This is a genomic window from Bacillus sp. ISL-35, from assembly GCF_018613355.1.
Taxonomy (GTDB): domain Bacteria; phylum Bacillota; class Bacilli; order Bacillales; family Cytobacillaceae; genus Mesobacillus.
In genome coordinates, this window is record NZ_JAGGQK010000001.1 from 449,324 (window position 1) to 466,168 (window position 16,845).

20 protein-coding genes are annotated in these 16,845 nt (G+C 42.1%); 16 read left to right on the forward strand and 4 right to left on the reverse strand.

The genetic code is table 11. The annotated features are described in order from the left end of the window. Positions 1–130: 130 nt before the first annotated feature. Complete coding sequence (locus J7E38_RS02335) at positions 131–862, forward strand: lysophospholipid acyltransferase family protein (RefSeq protein WP_214708150.1); 732 nt, start codon at positions 131–133, stop codon at positions 860–862. A gap of 90 nt (positions 863–952) precedes the next feature. Here the strand turns inward: J7E38_RS02335 and J7E38_RS02340 are convergent, their stop codons facing one another. Then, positions 953–1,174: a hypothetical protein gene (locus tag J7E38_RS02340; RefSeq protein ID WP_214708148.1), complete on the reverse strand. Its 222-nt coding sequence runs from the start codon at positions 1,172–1,174 to the stop codon at positions 953–955. Positions 1,175–1,338: 164 nt separating this feature from the next. On the opposite strand from J7E38_RS02340, the gene ilvA reads away from it, so the two are divergent. The 10 genes from ilvA (at position 1,339) to J7E38_RS02390 (ending at position 10,611) form a co-directional block, all read left to right on the forward strand. Continuing rightward, on the forward strand, positions 1,339–2,607 hold the full coding sequence (gene ilvA, locus J7E38_RS02345; protein ID WP_214708146.1) for a threonine ammonia-lyase IlvA: 1,269 nt from the start codon (positions 1,339–1,341) through the stop codon (positions 2,605–2,607). Between the two features lie 172 nt (positions 2,608–2,779). Continuing rightward, on the forward strand, positions 2,780–2,983 hold the full coding sequence (locus J7E38_RS02350; RefSeq protein ID WP_079509461.1) for a twin-arginine translocase TatA/TatE family subunit: 204 nt from the start codon (positions 2,780–2,782) through the stop codon (positions 2,981–2,983). 104 nt (positions 2,984–3,087) lie between these two features. Beyond that, the gene (gene tatC / locus J7E38_RS02355; protein WP_214708144.1) at positions 3,088–3,852 is read left to right on the forward strand and encodes a twin-arginine translocase subunit TatC; all 765 of its coding nucleotides are present in this window, start codon (positions 3,088–3,090) and stop codon (positions 3,850–3,852) included. A 289-nt stretch (positions 3,853–4,141) separates the two neighbouring features. Next, the gene (locus tag J7E38_RS02360) at positions 4,142–4,393 is read left to right on the forward strand and encodes a DUF2535 family protein (protein ID WP_144479905.1); all 252 of its coding nucleotides are present in this window, start codon (positions 4,142–4,144) and stop codon (positions 4,391–4,393) included. A gap of 200 nt (positions 4,394–4,593) precedes the next feature. Continuing rightward, the gene (locus tag J7E38_RS02365) at positions 4,594–5,436 is read left to right on the forward strand and encodes a DegV family protein (RefSeq protein ID WP_214708142.1); all 843 of its coding nucleotides are present in this window, start codon (positions 4,594–4,596) and stop codon (positions 5,434–5,436) included. A 300-nt stretch (positions 5,437–5,736) separates the two neighbouring features. Further along, positions 5,737–7,305 carry a sensor histidine kinase gene (locus J7E38_RS02370; RefSeq protein ID WP_214708140.1) on the forward strand — a complete coding sequence of 523 codons (1,569 nt, stop codon included), beginning with the start codon at positions 5,737–5,739 and terminating at the stop codon, positions 7,303–7,305. Between the two features lie 73 nt (positions 7,306–7,378). Next, entirely contained in the window at positions 7,379–8,353 is a 975-nt protein-coding gene (locus J7E38_RS02375; RefSeq protein ID WP_214708138.1) for a nucleoside hydrolase, read from the forward strand. Between the two features lie 94 nt (positions 8,354–8,447). Beyond that, positions 8,448–9,032 (forward strand): SCO family protein, encoded by a 585-nt coding sequence (locus J7E38_RS02380; RefSeq protein WP_215038086.1) that lies wholly within the window; start codon positions 8,448–8,450, stop codon positions 9,030–9,032. Between the two features lie 160 nt (positions 9,033–9,192). Then, positions 9,193–9,999 (forward strand): SGNH/GDSL hydrolase family protein, encoded by an 807-nt coding sequence (locus J7E38_RS02385; protein WP_214708136.1) that lies wholly within the window; start codon positions 9,193–9,195, stop codon positions 9,997–9,999. 27 nt (positions 10,000–10,026) lie between these two features. Next, positions 10,027–10,611 carry a YpmS family protein gene (locus tag J7E38_RS02390; protein WP_214708134.1) on the forward strand — a complete coding sequence of 195 codons (585 nt, stop codon included), beginning with the start codon at positions 10,027–10,029 and terminating at the stop codon, positions 10,609–10,611. A 92-nt stretch (positions 10,612–10,703) separates the two neighbouring features. Here J7E38_RS02390 and J7E38_RS02395 read toward each other — a convergent pair whose 3' ends face one another. Then, complete coding sequence (locus tag J7E38_RS02395; protein ID WP_214708132.1) at positions 10,704–11,465, reverse strand: DUF4397 domain-containing protein; 762 nt, start codon at positions 11,463–11,465, stop codon at positions 10,704–10,706. 330 nt (positions 11,466–11,795) lie between these two features. On the opposite strand from J7E38_RS02395, the gene rsgA reads away from it, so the two are divergent. The 4 genes from rsgA (at position 11,796) to J7E38_RS02415 (ending at position 14,501) form a co-directional block, all read left to right on the forward strand. Further along, positions 11,796–12,863, forward strand: a complete 1,068-nt coding sequence (rsgA, locus tag J7E38_RS02400) for a ribosome small subunit-dependent GTPase A (RefSeq protein ID WP_214708130.1) — start codon at positions 11,796–11,798, stop codon at positions 12,861–12,863. 134 nt (positions 12,864–12,997) lie between these two features. Then, positions 12,998–13,537 (forward strand): peptide-methionine (S)-S-oxide reductase MsrA, encoded by a 540-nt coding sequence (gene msrA / locus J7E38_RS02405; RefSeq protein WP_214708128.1) that lies wholly within the window; start codon positions 12,998–13,000, stop codon positions 13,535–13,537. Further along, positions 13,534–13,968, forward strand: coding sequence for a peptide-methionine (R)-S-oxide reductase MsrB (gene msrB / locus J7E38_RS02410; RefSeq protein ID WP_214708126.1), 435 nt, complete (start codon positions 13,534–13,536; stop codon positions 13,966–13,968). The genes msrA and msrB overlap by 4 nt, the downstream gene beginning before the upstream one ends. A 32-nt stretch (positions 13,969–14,000) precedes the next feature. Next, positions 14,001–14,501, forward strand: a complete 501-nt coding sequence (locus J7E38_RS02415; RefSeq protein ID WP_214708234.1) for a PTS sugar transporter subunit IIA — start codon at positions 14,001–14,003, stop codon at positions 14,499–14,501. Between the two features lie 20 nt (positions 14,502–14,521). Here J7E38_RS02415 and J7E38_RS02420 read toward each other — a convergent pair whose 3' ends face one another. Together J7E38_RS02420 and J7E38_RS02425 are read right to left on the reverse strand one after the other, a co-directional pair. After that, positions 14,522–15,127: a DUF502 domain-containing protein gene (locus tag J7E38_RS02420; RefSeq protein ID WP_214708124.1), complete on the reverse strand. Its 606-nt coding sequence runs from the start codon at positions 15,125–15,127 to the stop codon at positions 14,522–14,524. A gap of 140 nt (positions 15,128–15,267) precedes the next feature. Next, the gene (locus tag J7E38_RS02425; protein ID WP_214708122.1) at positions 15,268–16,362 is read right to left on the reverse strand and encodes an SGNH/GDSL hydrolase family protein; all 1,095 of its coding nucleotides are present in this window, start codon (positions 16,360–16,362) and stop codon (positions 15,268–15,270) included. A 293-nt stretch (positions 16,363–16,655) separates the two neighbouring features. On the opposite strand from J7E38_RS02425, the gene J7E38_RS24410 reads away from it, so the two are divergent. Beyond that, positions 16,656–16,760: a YjcZ family sporulation protein gene (locus J7E38_RS24410; RefSeq protein ID WP_483297155.1), complete on the forward strand. Its 105-nt coding sequence runs from the start codon at positions 16,656–16,658 to the stop codon at positions 16,758–16,760. The last annotated feature ends 85 nt before the right edge of the window (positions 16,761–16,845 follow it).

Here is a 16,845-nt window from a genome sequence, read left to right on the forward strand (position 1 = left end):
AAAGGGAAAACCCATTCGCTTTGAGTTAAGGAAAAAAGTGAGTAGACTTTTCTTATTAATTTGTATAATCATATAGTCTTGATAAAACAAATCCATTATAATGGCAACAGAATGTACTTAGGAGGAAACAATGCTTCGTTTAATTGCGTGTTTTTTGTATATGGGTGGCTATCTTGTCTGGAGCTTGCCAAAACTGTCAGGAATAAAAAGGTTACCGGAAGATATGGAGTTTGAGCAGAAGAAGCGGAGAATCCATGAAACGCCGAAAAACTGGTCAAAAACGTTCATGGCACTGACCGGATCCCAGATTGAGGTGCAGGGGCTGAACAATATTCCGGCAGGGTCTGTTTTGTTCGCCAGCAACCATGAAGGTGATTTTGATATACCGGTCCTGATCGGCGCCATTGATAAACCATTTGGCTTCATTTCCAAGATTGAAGTCAAGAAAGTCCCGATTTTGTCTGCCTGGATGGAAGCGATTGATTGTGTATTTATTGACAGGAAGAATCGCGAAAAAGCGGCAGATTCCATTTTAGCAGGGGTGGATTTGTTAAGGAAGGGTCATTCACTTGTGATATTCCCGGAAGGAACGAGAAGCAAGGGTGGTCCGATCGGGCGATTCAAAGCGGGGGGCTTCCGTCTTGCCAAAGATTCTGGTGTCCCAATCGTCCCAATTTCCATCACGGGTACAGCTGATGTCTTTGAAAAGAATGGCCGCCTTGTCAAACCAGCCAAAATAAATGTCATCATCAGTCAGCCAATTTATAGCTGGCAATACAAGGATAAGGATTTAATCACAATTGCTGATGAAGTTCGAGATAAAATCATACGTTCAAGGGATGAAAAAAGAATTGCTTCCTGATCTGAATTCAATTTCCATCAAAAAGCCCCTGCTTTTCGCAAGGGCTTTGTTTTTCATCTCGAAATCTGGCTGGACGAACGATGGATTTTGTTATTCGAATTGTGAAAGGCTATTCATCATCCTGGTGAATTCTGAAGGAATGCAAAAATCCTCAGGCCTCAGATTATCGCGGATCCATTTTACCATTTCAATAGGGCTGTTGAAAAACTCTCCGCTAGTATCACTTTTGCGGATCATATAACGCCCGTTGTCTTCATCAAGGGTAACCTCTACCGGCAAAGCCCCGTCATAACTGTTCAAATAAAATTCCATTTTCAATTCCCTCCAGCATGTTTTCGTTATTATATGTAATTTTACTCTCATTTTATTCAATGTAAAGCCTAGAATTTCAAATATTTTAAAAATTCAATCGACAAATATTTTTTTTGTGATATAATGAACAAATTAATTATTTTGCAAAGTGAGGGTGACAGGAGATGGAACAAAAAACATTAAAGGGAAAATGGGTAAGTGTAGAAGACATCCTTATTGCCTATAGGCATCTTAAAGAGATTGTTGCCCATACTCCGCTGCAATTGAATCAACGATTATCGGAAAAATATGGAGCCGATATCTATCTGAAAAGAGAAGACCTCCAGCATGTACGTTCTTTTAAACTTAGAGGAGCATATTATGCAGTCAGGCTATTATGGGAAAACGGATTGGAAAATGGAGTAGTCTGTGCTAGTGCCGGAAATCACGCCCAGGGTGTGGCATACGCCTGCAGACAACTTGGTGTGAATGGGAAGATCTTTATGCCTGCGACCACACCGGGACAAAAAATCAGCCAGGTGGAAATGTTCGGCCGTGGATTTATTGAAATCGTCCTGGTTGGGGACACATTTGATGATTCATACCGGGAGGCACGGGAATGTGCCGAGAAAGAAGGCAGAGAGTTTATCCATCCATTCGATGATGAAAATGTAATTGCCGGACAGGGAACCGTTGCCGTGGAGATCCTCAATGACTGCCAGGATTCTGTGGATTATGTCCTCGCAAGTATTGGCGGTGGAGGCCTGATGGCTGGATTGAGCACATACATAAAAAGCGTTTCCCCTGCGACAAAACTGATAGGTGTCGAGCCTAGCGGAGCAGCGTCCATGAGTGCAGCTTTTGACAGGAATGGTGCGTTTCCCCTGGACAATATTGATACATTTGTGGACGGTGCCGCTGTGAAATGTGTGGGCAGCAAAACCTATGAAATTTGCAAAGAGCATGTTGACGGGCTCGTCGCGGTTCCGGAAGGGAAGGTCTGCACTTCGATCCTGGAACTATATAATGAACATGCGATTGTAACGGAGCCGGCAGGTGCCCTGCCAATTGCGGCCCTTGATCTTTTGAAGGAAGAAATCAAAGGCAAATCGGTTGTTTGTGTAGTGAGCGGCGGCAATAATGACATCGGCAGGATGCAGGAGATCAAGGAAAGATCTTTGCTCCATGAAGGCCTGCTTCATTATTTCATAGTCAATTTTCCTCAACGGGCTGGGGCGCTGCGTGAATTCCTTGATGATGTTCTTGGACCAGGGGATGACATTACGAGGTTTGAATATACGAAGAAAAATAATAAAGAGAGCGGGCCGGCGCTTGTCGGTATTGAATTGAAGAATAAACATGAATACAATAGGCTCATTGCCAGCATGGAGAAAAAGGGCTTTGCCTTCATGGAATTGAATAAGGAACATCAATTGTTTAATTTACTGGTATAACATTAACAATAGATAATTGAGGACAAATGTTATAGAATAGAAAATGTCACATTTAGTTGGAACATTGTGTCCTTTGTGAATTTCTTATGAACTTTCGCAGCATTCCTCCACTTTGTGGATGAAAAGTACTATAATCATAGTAGATTTACAATATGAAAAAGGAGATGTTGATATGTTATCAAACATCGGAGTTCCTGGATTGATCTTAATCCTTGTCTTAGCACTCATTATCTTTGGACCAAAGAAACTTCCTGAGATTGGACGTGCATTTGGCCAGACGCTTCGTGAATTCAAGAAATCAACTCGCGAATTGACAAGTGATGTTATGGAAGAATTCGAAGATGAAAAAAAGGAAATTACTAAAGTCACTAAATAGGGTGTAAGATGCTTTTGTCTTACCCCTTTTTCTTTCGGGGGCTGAAGTTTGCTGCCTGATTATGGAAATGGAAATGCAACAAATGGAATTGGCAGGGGATTGGTATGGAAGATAAAGAATTAAATCTGGTGGATCATCTTGATGAGCTGAGGAACAGGCTGATTGTTTCTGCTGTGGCCTTCATTGTTTTCTTTGGCTTAGGTTTTTATTTTGTCAAAGACATATACCATTTCTTTGTACGGGATTTGGATGTGAAGTTAATAGTCCTGGGACCAAGCGATATAATCTGGATTTACTTCATGCTCGCTACAATCATCGCTATTGCTGGTACGATACCGGTACTGGCAATACAAATATGGCTGTTCGTCAAACCGGCTCTCAGACCGATTGAACGGAAACTTTCCCTTTCGTACATACCGGCGCTGTTCATCTTATTCATCGTTGGTCTTGCTTTTGGCTATTTCGTGATTTTCCCTACAGTCCTTAGTTTCCTGGTCGAACTGAGCGGGGACATGCTTGTCACAAACTTTACAGCAGAAAAGTATTTCAAGTTCATTATGAATATGACAATCCCGTTCGGAGTCCTATTCGAGCTGCCGGTCGTCGTGATGTTCCTGACCTCACTCGGGGTCATAAACCCTTATGTTTTGGTAAAAGTCAGGAAGTATGCATACTTCATACTGGTTGTCATCTCAGTAGTTATTTCGCCTCCGGATTTCATGTCAGATATCCTGGTGACGATTCCGTTGCTGTTATTGTATGAGGTCAGCATCAACTTGTCTAAAGTGGTATACAGGCGGAAGCTTAAGAAGGAAAAAGAGTGGCAGGAGCAATATGGAGATATGGATGATGAGGAATCCTCCTTTTAACATTGAGCTAGAAGCATTCAAATAAAAAAGTCTTAAAAACGTGTGGGCGTGTCCATGCGTTTTTTTTGTTTTTGGCTCTGTTAAAGCTGAAAGTTGATTTATAGTCTCTGTTGAGTGTAGTGAAGGCCTGTCTGCTTGCCGAGAAAATGGCGGGTTTTAAGGTTGTGAATCTTGAAGCTTAGCGGAATGGAAAAGGATTAATTTTTTTTGTATTCAGCGCAAACAGACACATTTCGACCTTGATTTAGGGTATAATATATACAAACGGGTATAAAAGAGGATTGATATTTTGTTATTCAAAAGCCTAGAGTTCAAAAATGTTGTTGGACAGAAGGTTAAAGTCGTGGAAATTCCTGTGTTGGAAGAAGAGAGTTCTTTTTATTTTATGATCCAAGTCCGTTTGCAAACTTTTATTACAGCAATCTATCAGGAAAGAAACGCAAAAAAGTTTTATTCGTTCAAAGAGTATTTAAAGAGAGTGATGAAATGGCCGGATTATGAGCAGCTGTTCAAATCTGCTGAATTGAAAAATAACGCCTGAAGATTTATTTTTGAAGCGCCTCCTAGTAGGCGCTTTTGTTCTTTTTTCAGTTATTTCAGCCTGTTTGTGGCTCGCGGGAGTTCACCCGGGATGAATACATATAATATTAATGCAGCTACAAAGGAGGACAAGTAAATATTTTAATTTGTCATGACGAATAGGTATAATAGTAATAGTGTTTTTGATAGGGATGTGATATTGTGGCTAAAATTAAAATAGTAACAGATTCCACTTGTGATCTGAATGAGGAGACCATTAAGAAATGGGGAATCATTGTTGTTCCATTATCCATTTCAATTGATGGAGAAAATTATCTGGATCGGGTGGACATCACTCCGGGTGAATTCATGGAGAAAATGAAGGCTTCTGCTGACCTGCCAAAAAGTTCGCAGCCTCCTGCTGGCGAATTTCTGAAGTTGTATGACGAGCTTGCTGCGGATGGCTATGAAGTCATTTCGATCCATATGACAGGCGGAATGAGCGGTACAGTACGCTCAGCAGAAAGCGCTGCCCAGATGTCCAGTGCGAAAGTGAATGTCGTCGACTCCCGGTTCATTTCGAAAGGATTGGCTTTTCAGGTGCTTGAGGCAGCACTGATGGCAGCCGAAGGGAAGTCAGTAGATGAGATTTTGACAAGACTGGATACAGTAAGAAAACAGACTCGCCTTTTTGTTGTCGTTGATACACTTGAAAACCTGGTCAAGGGTGGAAGGATCGGTAAAGGAAGAGCGATGATTGGCTCATTGTTGAACATAAAGCCGATTGCCTCACTGGAAGGTGGAGAATATACTCCTGTATCGAAAGCGAGGAGTCATTCGCAAGTCGTTAAATATCTAAAAAAACAATTTACTGAAGATACAGAAGGAAAAATGATAAAAGGGGTAGGTTTGGTTCATGCCGAAGGGTTAAGCCTCGCTGAAAGAATTAAGGAAGCTGTCGTTGAAAGCTCAGGCTATGATCATTTTACCATTGAAGACACAACGCCCATCGTCAGTACCCATACTGGCCCCGGTGCAATTGGCTTCATGTATTACTTCGAATGAATTACATATCGTTTGTGATACGGCTTGGGATCTTAAATTCCCAGGCCTTTATGCATTTTTAGCAAATAACCAAACTCGACAAAGTCCGTTTTTATATTAAGGTTCTGTTAAATCAACAGCCCCATTTGAGAGTCCTATTCCAAATTCGGTCAGTAAAGTTGTTGAAGCATACAGGAAATCATGAAAGAATGTCGAATGTTTTAACTATTCACTCTTGATAGAACGGATAGTGACCATGAAAATATGAAATTCAATCTAAAAAACCTTTCATTATTCAATAAAGTATGGATGTTTTCTTACATGATTACAACGATTGTTGTCGTTTCGATCATGGGGACAAGTTTTTACCTTCAATCAAAACAGCTGAAAGATCAAATGACTGACAAGGTTGAGGGAGTTGCAGGAATTTGGTCATCAACTATTGACCCGGACGATATAAAAACTGCAGAACATCTCAGGAAAGAGACAAACCCATCAAGCGAGAGGCTTGAGAAACTTCTGACCATGGTCGGGGAGAAAAGTGCTTCTTTCCTTGGAGCGTATATCATACTGCCTGAAGAATATCAGAACCAAAAAGTTTATATCCTGGCCGCTTCTGACATTTATCGAGACTATTCCTTTGGATCCCAGATGTTTTACGACGCAGGTGATCAATTTCTAAGTGCTTTTCGCGCCAGCCGGGATCAGAATAAGGTAACAAGTACAGATATTTTCTCGGACCAGTATGGATCATGGGTGTCATCCTTTGCCCCTATCATGGATAATAGCGGGGAAGTAGTCGCAATACTGGGAATCGATGCCAAGGCAACAATCATCAGGCAAAATCAGATGGAAATCCTTTTTCTGCTAATCGTCCAGATGTCCGCCATTTTAGTAGCGGTTTATATCATTTTGAATTGGGGCCTCAAAAAGGTGATGAAACCTGTGGATGACTTGTTTTATGGGTTAAAGGAAATCAGTTCTGGTAATTTTTCTGTTCAGTTGCCTGTCCGCGACCAGTCTGAATTGAGTATATTGAGTGAACAGTTTAATGAGATGGCATCTCAGCTTTCTCAGCTGTTCAAAAGTGTATCAGCTGCATCAAGGCAACTGGGACAGTCTTCACTCGAAGAAAATGAATCGCTTTTGCTGGAGGAAGCGATTAACACAATTGAGGATATTTTTGAACGAACTAAGCTGCAGCAAGAGCTTCAGCGTGCTGAAAAGATGAACGCCATCGGCCAGCTTGCTGCTTCTGTTGCCCATGAAATCAGGAACCCTATGACCGTAGTAAAAGGATTCCTGCAAATTTTCCTTGCGAAGGACATGAGTGAGGAAGAGCATACATATTTAAAACTGATGATTGAAGAATTGAACAGGGCGGAAACCATCATCAATGATTATTTAAGCCTTGCAAAACCTGATGTTGGGAAGCTGGAAACCATCGAAGGAAAAGAATTGGCTGAACAGGTAATGGACCTAATGAGCTCTTATGCGATGATGTCCAAGAATATTTCCCTGCATACCGATATAAAGGAGCCAGTGAAAATCAAGGGAAACAAAAGTGAATTAAAGCAGGTGTTGATCAATATCCTGAAAAATGGGATCGAAGCAATGGAAGGCGGAGGGAAGCTCAGTTTGACCGTTGAAAAAAAAGGCGATTATGGAGTCTTCATCATAAAGGATACAGGAGTTGGGATGACATCAGAGGAGCTCTCAAGGCTGGGAACCGCTTTTTATTCATTAAAGGAGCGGGGAACTGGCATGGGATTGATGGTGTGTTACCAGATTGTTGAACGGATGAAAGGGCAAATTAAAGTGTCCAGTATCAAAGGCTCAGGAACCACTTTTGAGATAATGGTCCCGGTATTAGCAGAAAGTCCTGAGTAAAATTCAGGGCTTTTTATTTTTTTGCCATTATTTTCAACCCCTTCAATATAATTTTACAAGGGGGTGCTCGGTTGTGGCGAAAAAGATGCTGTTCTTTAGTGATTTTGGAATTGATGATAATATTGCTGTTTTATATGCTTTTTTCAACAAGGAAATTGATCTGGTTGGCGTAGTGGCGGATTACGGGAATGTATCAAAACAGGATGCGCTCCGGAATGCTGCTTATTTGCAGGAACTGACAGGAAGGCATGATGTTCCTGCCTTTGCTGGCGCAGAACTGCCATTAACGGGAGACCCGCCTGAATATGTACCAGATGTACATGGGGTAGAAGGGCTTGGCCCTATCATACCAGATTTTGAAGTGGATTCCACACTTGAAAACTTCCATGGCATCAAGGAAATCATCGAAAAAAATCCGAATGAGATCATCATTGTCAACGTTGGCAGGCTATCATCTCTTGCTGCTGGATTCATCCTTTATCCTGGAACCATGAAAAAAGTAAAGGATTTTTATATCATGGGTGGTGCTTTCAATGAACCGGGGAATGTCTCACCAGTAGCAGAAGCGAACTTCTATGGTGATCCTTACGCTGCAAATATAGTCCTGACACAAGCAAAAACACCTGTCAAGATCATACCTCTTAATGTCACAAGCGGAGCGATTGTGACACCCGCGCTTATTGATGAGCTGGATGCATATTACCAATCAATCGGAAGTAAAGTTGGAAGCCTGGTAAAGCCCATGTTCGATTATTACTATAAATTTTATAAGAAGCGGAATCCTGAGCTGACAGGTGCGCCTCTCCACGATGTTCTTACTTTATGGGCATTGCTGAATGAGGAGAAGGTCGTTTACCGTAAAGTTCCTGTCAAGATTGTCGTGAATCGGGGCGAGGCATTTGGACAGAGCATAGGAGATTTCAGGAATACGGTCAGCAAGGCTGAATTCCCTGTCCATCAAGTAGCAATTAACTTCAATTATACGGAATTCATCAAAGATTTTTTCATCACGATGAAAAATTCCCAAAGCCATAATGGAACAGATTGATATCATTCATTTCACACTTTCCTCATATCTTTTTCTTTCTTCTCTCAAACTCGTCTGCTAGAATTGGTTATGGACATTATAGGGAATGCAGGTGATGAACGTGAAAAAGGGATTTTTGCTGATCATGATGGCTGCTGTTGCCATTATCACAGCTGCCTGTGGAAACGGCGAATTAAAGGATGGGGTAAATTATCCGATTGAGGATTTCACATTTACGAATCAAGCTGGTGAGCAGCTTAGTAAAGACGATTTAAAAGGGAAAGTATGGGTTGCAGATTTTGTTTTCACGAACTGTGCGGATGTTTGTCCGCCGATGACTGCCAATATGGCAAAACTTCAGGATATGATTAAGGAAGAAAAACTCGAGAATGTTGAAATTGTGTCATTCAGTGTTGATCCTACTGTCGACAAGCCTGAAGTCCTTAAAGAATATGGCCAGAAGTTCAATGTGGATTTCAGCAATTGGTCATTCCTGACTGGTTACAGCCAGGAAGAAATAGAAAAATTTGCGCTTAAAAGCTTCAAGGCCTTCGTCAAGAAACCTGAAGAAGGAGATCAAGTCATTCATGGCACTGACTTCTATCTTATCGATCAAGAGGGAGTAATGAGGAAGTATTATACTGGTCTGAAAGAAGTACCTTTTGAACAGATCATCGAAGATATTAAAACACTTCAATAGGCCGCTTTTGTGGCCTTTTTTTTTGCTGTCATGATTAAGGCCCGGCTGCTTGAACAGATTAAAATAAAAGATAGAGCATCATACATACTTCAACAAAGGAACACGTGAGGCAGCATTAAATGTTATAATTATTATACTTTTCATAGGTAGGTGATAAAAAGTGCTCAAAAAATTCACCTTACTTAATGTCCTGATGATTTTACTTTTAGGAGCTTGCAGTCCGTTTGAAAACCTGCAAAAAGGGAATTTCAATAACGTAAAGAAAACAGGGATGGAAATAAAGGAAGCCTTGCCGGATTCTTTTTTTCCAAGGGAGCTGCATATTGTGGCTGCCGGGGACTCTCTGACACAGGGTGTCGGTGACAGTACGAATTCCGGTGGCTATATACCATATCTTGCAGATGATCTTGAAAGCGAAAAATCAATCAGGAATGCTAATTTTGAGAATTTTGGAGTTCGAGGCAACAGAACGGACCAGCTGTTGAATAGGCTGGAGAATAAAAACTTACAATCATCTGTAGAGGAAGCCGACTTGATCATTTTAACCATCGGCGGGAATGATTTAATGAAGGTTGTTAAAGAGAATTTTTCCAATCTAAGACTTGATCAGTTCCAAATCGGACAGAAAATCTTCGCTGAACAGCTGCAGGAAATATTCACGGCAATCCGCAAGTTAAATCCAAATGCACCTATTGTGTTAGTGGGGCTTTATAATCCATTTTTCATTTGGTTTTCCGATGTTGAGGAAATGAATCAAATAGTGGATAAGTGGAATGGTGAAAGCAACTCGATAGTAGAGCGTGATGGGAATGCTTATTTTGTCGACATTCATGATATATTCTTGAACAATGAAGAGAATCTTTTGTACACAGATTATTTCCACCCCAATGACCGGGGTTACCAATTAATTGCCGATCGGATATATGGACTGCTTGATGAACAGGTCCTCGATTCGCTGAATGAATAGAATTGGACAGAGGAGTTACAAAGACTGATGGTGAAAAACAAGTGGAAGATAGGCTTTTTTATTTTATTGGGTCTGATTGCAGCCTCGATTTTACTCTTTTGGATTCTGATCTCGATGCCTGCAGAGAAATCGAAGGAAGAGCCAAGCAGCAGGAATGCGGCTATGGATGATGTTGCCTTTCATGTATCGACGAACAAACGGGACTTGAACAGGGTGATCAATCATTATTTAGAAGAAGAAGCGAAAAATAGCCAGTTTGACTATCAGGTTTTACTGACAGATGAGGTTGAATTATATGGGACGATCCCAATCTTCAGTCAGGAATTGGAATTGAAGCTGACTTTCGAACCTCGTGCTTTGGAAAATGGAGATTTAATCCTGAAACAACGGTCCATTTCAGTTGGAAGATTGAACCTTCCCGTTTCAACCGTGCTAAAGTTCGTTCGGGACAGCTACCATTTACCTGCAGCAGTTGAAATCCAGCCTAAGGAAGAAAGAGTATACGTCTCGATGCAAAGGCTTAAGCTGAAAAGTGATATAAAAGTACGGGTCAATGAATTTGATCTAAAGAAAAATAATATTAAATTTACCCTGCTGGTTCCGGCAGATTAGGAAGGCGCTCTTATAGAGTGCCTTTTTGCATGATTTTTGCTAAATTGCTGGATTCTTAAGCAAATAAGAATGGCCGGTCTCCCGGCCAGGATTCATCCCTGCAATAAAAGGACTTCAAGCGGCGGCTCTCCCTTTGCGGTCCCAATCGCAATAATCGTATAGGCGTTATTTGGCTGCAATTTGACATCGGGGATCGTCAATACGGTGTTTTTAGTTCCTGCAATTTTGGCTTCGAGTGTAATCGTCATTGGGGTCAGAGCCAGGTATGTGGTAGCTTGTTTATAGGATACATTCGGGAAAATGATATCCCCATTCATTCCGGCTATGTCTACTGCCGGGGCGTCTGGTGAAAGATGGATGAACCTTGCTTTCGTTTCTCCGACAGGTGTTTGCGGGTGATCCTCAAATGTCAGTAACTGGAGTTTATTCGAAGGTCCGGCGATTGCGGCAGTGTATATCCTTCCTGGTTCGACCGTTATTTTTTTGCTAATGACAGTCGAAACGCTATCTCCCGCAGGATAAATGTCTACCTGATATTTTCCAGGCTGCAGCTGCATATGGCTGCTATTGTTTTTATAATCAAAGTCACGTAGTACCCGGCTGCCATTTAAATAAATATCTACAGCCTTAAGTCCCGGCGAAGCGTGCAAGAAGCGCAGCATTGAAGGCAAAGTGGTTGGTGTACTTACAGGTGATCCATAAGAACGCATCAACTGTACAGCCTTGTTCAGGTTCCGCAAATGTTTATGATAGTACATGACATGCATATTCGGATCAATATATTTATAGTAATTCGCCAATAAATCATACATGGCAGCTTTATGCAGGTACTCATTCTGATTTCTGGTGGACATACCCCTCACTCCTAAATAGAATACTCAAATGTAAAATATGCAAAATGGGCATAATGGGTGCGGAACTGTTCATAATGAACATGGGAATTTTAAAAAGGGTTTACAAGGAGAAAATTTTTCCATATACTGAAGATAACTATACGAGAGGCAGGTGGAGTGCAATGAGCAGAATGTTAAATGTTATTAAGATGGCCGTTACTTATTGCACGTCCCACTAACCTAAGCAGAACAATCGACTATTCGTCTTTTTTCTACATGCTTATGAAACCATGGGACTGTGCATGCCTGTGGTTTTTTATATTAAATAAGCATGTTGGAGGAAGAAATTGAATGAATAAACTTGAAAGTATCGGAATGACTGCTGAAATAGAAAACTTTTTTAAGGAGGTTCAATTCCAAGGTTACAAGCCTGGCAGGGTTGCGTTGGAGCACAAGCATAGTTACAGAGTGTGGCTCGAAGATGGAGAATATCTCTGTACCCTTTCAGGCAAATTGACATATGAAGCGAACGGCAGGGACGACTTGCCTGCGGTTGGTGACTGGGTTGCCGTCAAAACCTCACCAGGTGAAGTGTGGGGAACCATCCGGGGAATCCTGCCGCGAAAAAGCAAGTTCTCCAGAAAGGCTGCAGGCCAGGTCACCGAAGAGCAAATTGTCGCAGCTAATATTGATACGGTGTTCATTGTAAATTCACTTAATGATGACTTGAATTTAAGGCGGATTGAAAGGTATCTTTTGCTCGCCTGGGAGAGCGGTTCGAATCCGGTCATTATATTGAGCAAAGCGGATTTGGAAAATGAGCTGGAAGCGAAGATCGAACTGGTGTCAGGAGTGGCCATTGGGGTTCCTGTCATACCAGTAAGTGTCCTTGAGGGAACCGGCATCGAGCAATTAAAAAGATATCTAACCCCTGGACAAACGGTCGCTTTAATCGGATCGTCAGGGGTCGGAAAATCAAGCCTGGTCAATTATTTCACGGGATACGAAAAACAGCTGGTACAGGAAATTCGTGATAGCGATGATAAAGGCAAGCATACAACAACACACCGGGAGATGGTATTGCTGCCTGGTGGCGCGGTACTCATTGACACACCGGGAATGAGAGAGATTCAGCTATGGACAGTCGAGGAGGGCATCGGGGAAAGCTTTGCAGATGTCGATCAGTTCGCCGAAGAATGCAAATTCCGTGATTGTACCCATGGTAACGAGCCCGGTTGTGCAGTTCGTTCGGCGATTGATGAAGGCCGCCTGGATGAAAACAGGCTTGCCAGCTATAAAAAGCTGCAAAAAGAGCTGGCATATATTGACCGGAAAATGGATAAGAAAGCACAAGCTGAGGAAAAAAGGCACTGGAAAAATATCAATAAAGAAATTCGCCAAAAAACAAAATACAAATGACCATCAGCCAAGCCTCTTCTTCGGAAGGGGCTTTTACTGTTGAGCGTTATGAATGTGTTTTTTGCTTTAAAAGTTATACAATAGGGAATAAGTATTTGAGTAGAGTTTATTTAAAAATTGGAAGAGGTGGAATCATGAATAAAGGAAATCGGGCGCTTGCGACTTTTGCCGGAGGCTGTTTCTGGTGTATGGTGAAGCCGTTTGATGAGCAGCCGGGAATCTACAGTGTTGTTTCCGGCTATACAGGAGGAACCAAGGGAAATCCTACATACGAAGAGGTCTGCAGTGAGACGACCGGCCATTATGAAGCCGTACAAATTACATTTGATCCGGAGGTATTTCCGTACGAGGAGATTCTGAATTTATACTGGCAGCAAATCGATCCAACCGACCCTGGCGGTCAGTTTTATGACAGGGGCCAATCATATCAGACAGCGATCTTCTACCATGATGAAGAACAGAGGCAGCTTGCAGAAGAGTCGAAAAGGAAGATTGGCGAGAGCGGTCAGTTCTCGAAGCCAATCGCGACAAAAATCCTGCCGGCAAAAACCTTCTATCCTGCCGAGACCTATCATCAGGGTTATTATAAAAAGAATCCCGAACGATATAATGCTTATCATAAAGGTTCAGGACGTGAAGCTTTTATCAGGGAACATTGGGGGGAAAATAAATGAAAAAGAATCAAGAAGATTTACAGAAAAGGCTGACGCCGATGCAATATGAAGTGACACAAAACAATGGGACAGAACCGCCATTCCGGAATGAATACTGGAATGACCTTAGGGAGGGCATGTATGTAGATATCGTCTCTGGAAAACCATTATTCAGCTCGCGGGATAAATATGATGCGGGCTGCGGCTGGCCAAGCTTTACAAAGCCAATCGAGGAGGAAGAAGTTATCGAAAAACAGGATCTGAGCCATTTCATGGTCAGGACCGAGGTGCGGAGCAAAAGTGCGGATTCCCATCTGGGCCACGTATTCGATGATGGTCCGGGAGAAAATGGGCTGAGGTATTGCATCAATTCAGCAGCCTTGAGGTTTGTTCCGAAAGAAAAGATGGAAGAAGAAGGTTATGGTGAGTTTCTAAAACTGTTCCAGGATTAAACATGACTAATACGCAGGAAGGAATGGTACGCATGTTTAAAAAGTTGTTTGGAAAAAAGGAGGAACCCATTAAAACGATCAAGCTTATGGCACCAATTACCGGGAAGGCAGTCGATCTGAAAGAAGTTCCTGATCCTGTTTTTTCTGAAAAAATGATGGGTGACGGTTTGGCGATTGAACCAGCAGACGGAGTAGCTGTTGCACCGGCAGATGGGGAGATCATCCAGGTTTTCCCTACAAAACATGCTATAGGGATCAGGGCTAAGAACGGAGCGGAGATTCTCATCCATATTGGCCTGGAAACCGTATCCCTAAATGGAGAAGGCTTTGAAACACATGTGAAGCAAGGTGACCAGGTAAAGGCAGGGGATAAACTCGTATCCTTTGATATGGGGATCATCAGTGAGAAAGCGAAGAGTACCATAACCCCAATTATCATCACTAACACCGACCAGGCGTCCTCATTAGAAAAATTGACTGAAAGCGATGTTGAGAGAGGATCAACTGCGATTCTTGAAGTGACCTTTGAATAGAAAACAGCCGCTGATCTATGTCAGCGGCTGTTTTGTTTCACATGTTTCTCCCCGTTAGCGGAAGTCATTCCTCCTGAAAGGATGAACTTCATTGCATCCTCGGATTTGACATCGAGAATTTCGATGTCTTCTTTGGGAATCAGGAACGTAAAACCGGCAACTTGAAAAGTTTGAGGTACATAAACGGCAACATGTCCTGATAATGGTTCATGAAATGCCTGAAGGTTCTCAGACGTAATGAAACCAAGGCTTTTCATATTGGTTCCTGGGATCGTAACCAAAGCCACTTTTGAAAACGACTTTTTATCCCCAAGAAAAGAATGGACAGTATCTTTGATAACAGAGTAAATCGTTTTGACTAGAGGAATTTTTTCCAGAAGTCTGTCAACCAGCCTGATGATGCTGCCGGTAATGAATCGGGTCGACAGCCAGCCGAGAAAGGTAATCAGAACCAATGTTGTCAGCAGGCCGATCCCTGGAATATAGCTTTCTTTAAAATACGGCCTCAGTAAATTTCCAAGCAAACTGTCCAAAAACATGAAGGTTTTATAAATCACATAGATAACGAGTATGATTGGGACAATGGTGAGAATACCGTTAATAAAATTTTTGAATATACTTTTCATGGTCTCTCCTTCAGGAATTATTGCTGCCCTAAATACAGCTTCCCATGTCAAGGGACCCCTTTTCCAAGCATGATCCAATCTGCGGTTAAGAGGTGGGCATATAGAAAGTATCATACACTTTCCTTCGGGAAATTTCTATATTATTTTTCCTCATCGACAGCGACGATGATCGAGGAAATCTGGACCATTTTTTGTTCACTTTTATTATGCAAGGATGCTTCTTTAAGTGTTTCAAAGCGAACTGTATGGTGACCGTTATCAAGGCCGCTTGCTATATATATGACTCGCTCCCGTGAGAACGGCCACCAGGTGGAAAGGGTACTAACATAGTTTCCGTCAATATAAACCTTCATCATTCCGCCGTACTGGCTTCGTATTGCCGTCACTCCAAGGATGGATCCCTCAAACTCATATTCCAGTATATCCCCTGGACGTTTGCTGATATTTATCCCATTTTGCCTACGGAACCCTTTGCGGGCAGAGAAATGTTTTTTTTCAGACAGAGAGATTGCTTGATTTCTTGTCAAGGGTTTAGGATATCCGGCAACATCCGTTTCCTTTTGAATATGATCTTTGATCAGCTCCAGTATGGAATACGCATACAGTTGATATCCTTTCCCATTCGGGTGCACCATATCGGTCGTCAGCTGTTCTGTCAGCATGCCAGATTCCTTGAAAGGAATACGCATGTCCAATGGCTTAGCGCCATAATGGACAGAAACTCGTTTAATCGCCTCAGCAAATTCCTCCTGCTTTAAAGGATTCTCGATGATCGTGATCACTTCAGAGCCCGGGTATCGCTCTTTTGCTTTTCTGATCAGTCTCTCATAGAAAAAAGTGAATTGCTCAGCGTCCATATATTTACGGTCATTTTCACCAAAAACAATGAAAATGAGATCGACGTCACTGAACTTTGGGGCTTTTTGCAGTTTGTATAAACCTTCAAAAGCAGTCGCTCCACTTTGGACAATGCTATTACGGCGTGCCCGGGATCCGCTGAAATCCTTAAGAAGCACCTCGAACTGGCTGTACCATCTTAGGTCTTTGCTTTCTGCTCCAGCGCCCCGTCCAATGCTGTCGCCAATAATCAAGTAATTGATCGATGAACCGGCGGAGATTTTTTCATAAACATTTAAATCATCGGACAGGTAATGTTCTGATTGAATCGCTAAAAAAGAGATTACTGCAGCTGTAAGGAAAAATAGGGTCAAAATTTTTTTAGCGTTAGATTTCATACTTGGCTGTACCCTCCGGACGTTAGTTGCTATTATTCCATTTTAACCTTTACCCGCTAAGAATGAAGTGAAAAGTTGGCATGGCTGGGAAAAATGATAAATTAAAAAAAATAGGCTAATGCACAAACGGGTCAAGTACCCATATCATACCGTAAAGGGAAAGCAATTCAAAAACAAACGAGGAGTGGTTTTTAATGTACGGATATGATAATGCCCCAATGCCTGTAACTGCACCAATGGCAACAGCACCAACTTATGGCACTTTCTGTGGCGGCGGTTACCCTTATGCAGGAGTGGGCGGTGCTGGCTGTGGTTACGGATACGGCGGTTTTGCATTAATCGTTGTTCTGTTTATCTTGTTAATCATCATTGGTGCTTGCTGCAGCTATAACTGGTAAAAACAAAGTAGCATAAAACGCCTGTAAAATAATTTGCGGGGCTGTCTGCCAACAGACAGCCTCTTAATTCGCCATCGTTTAACAC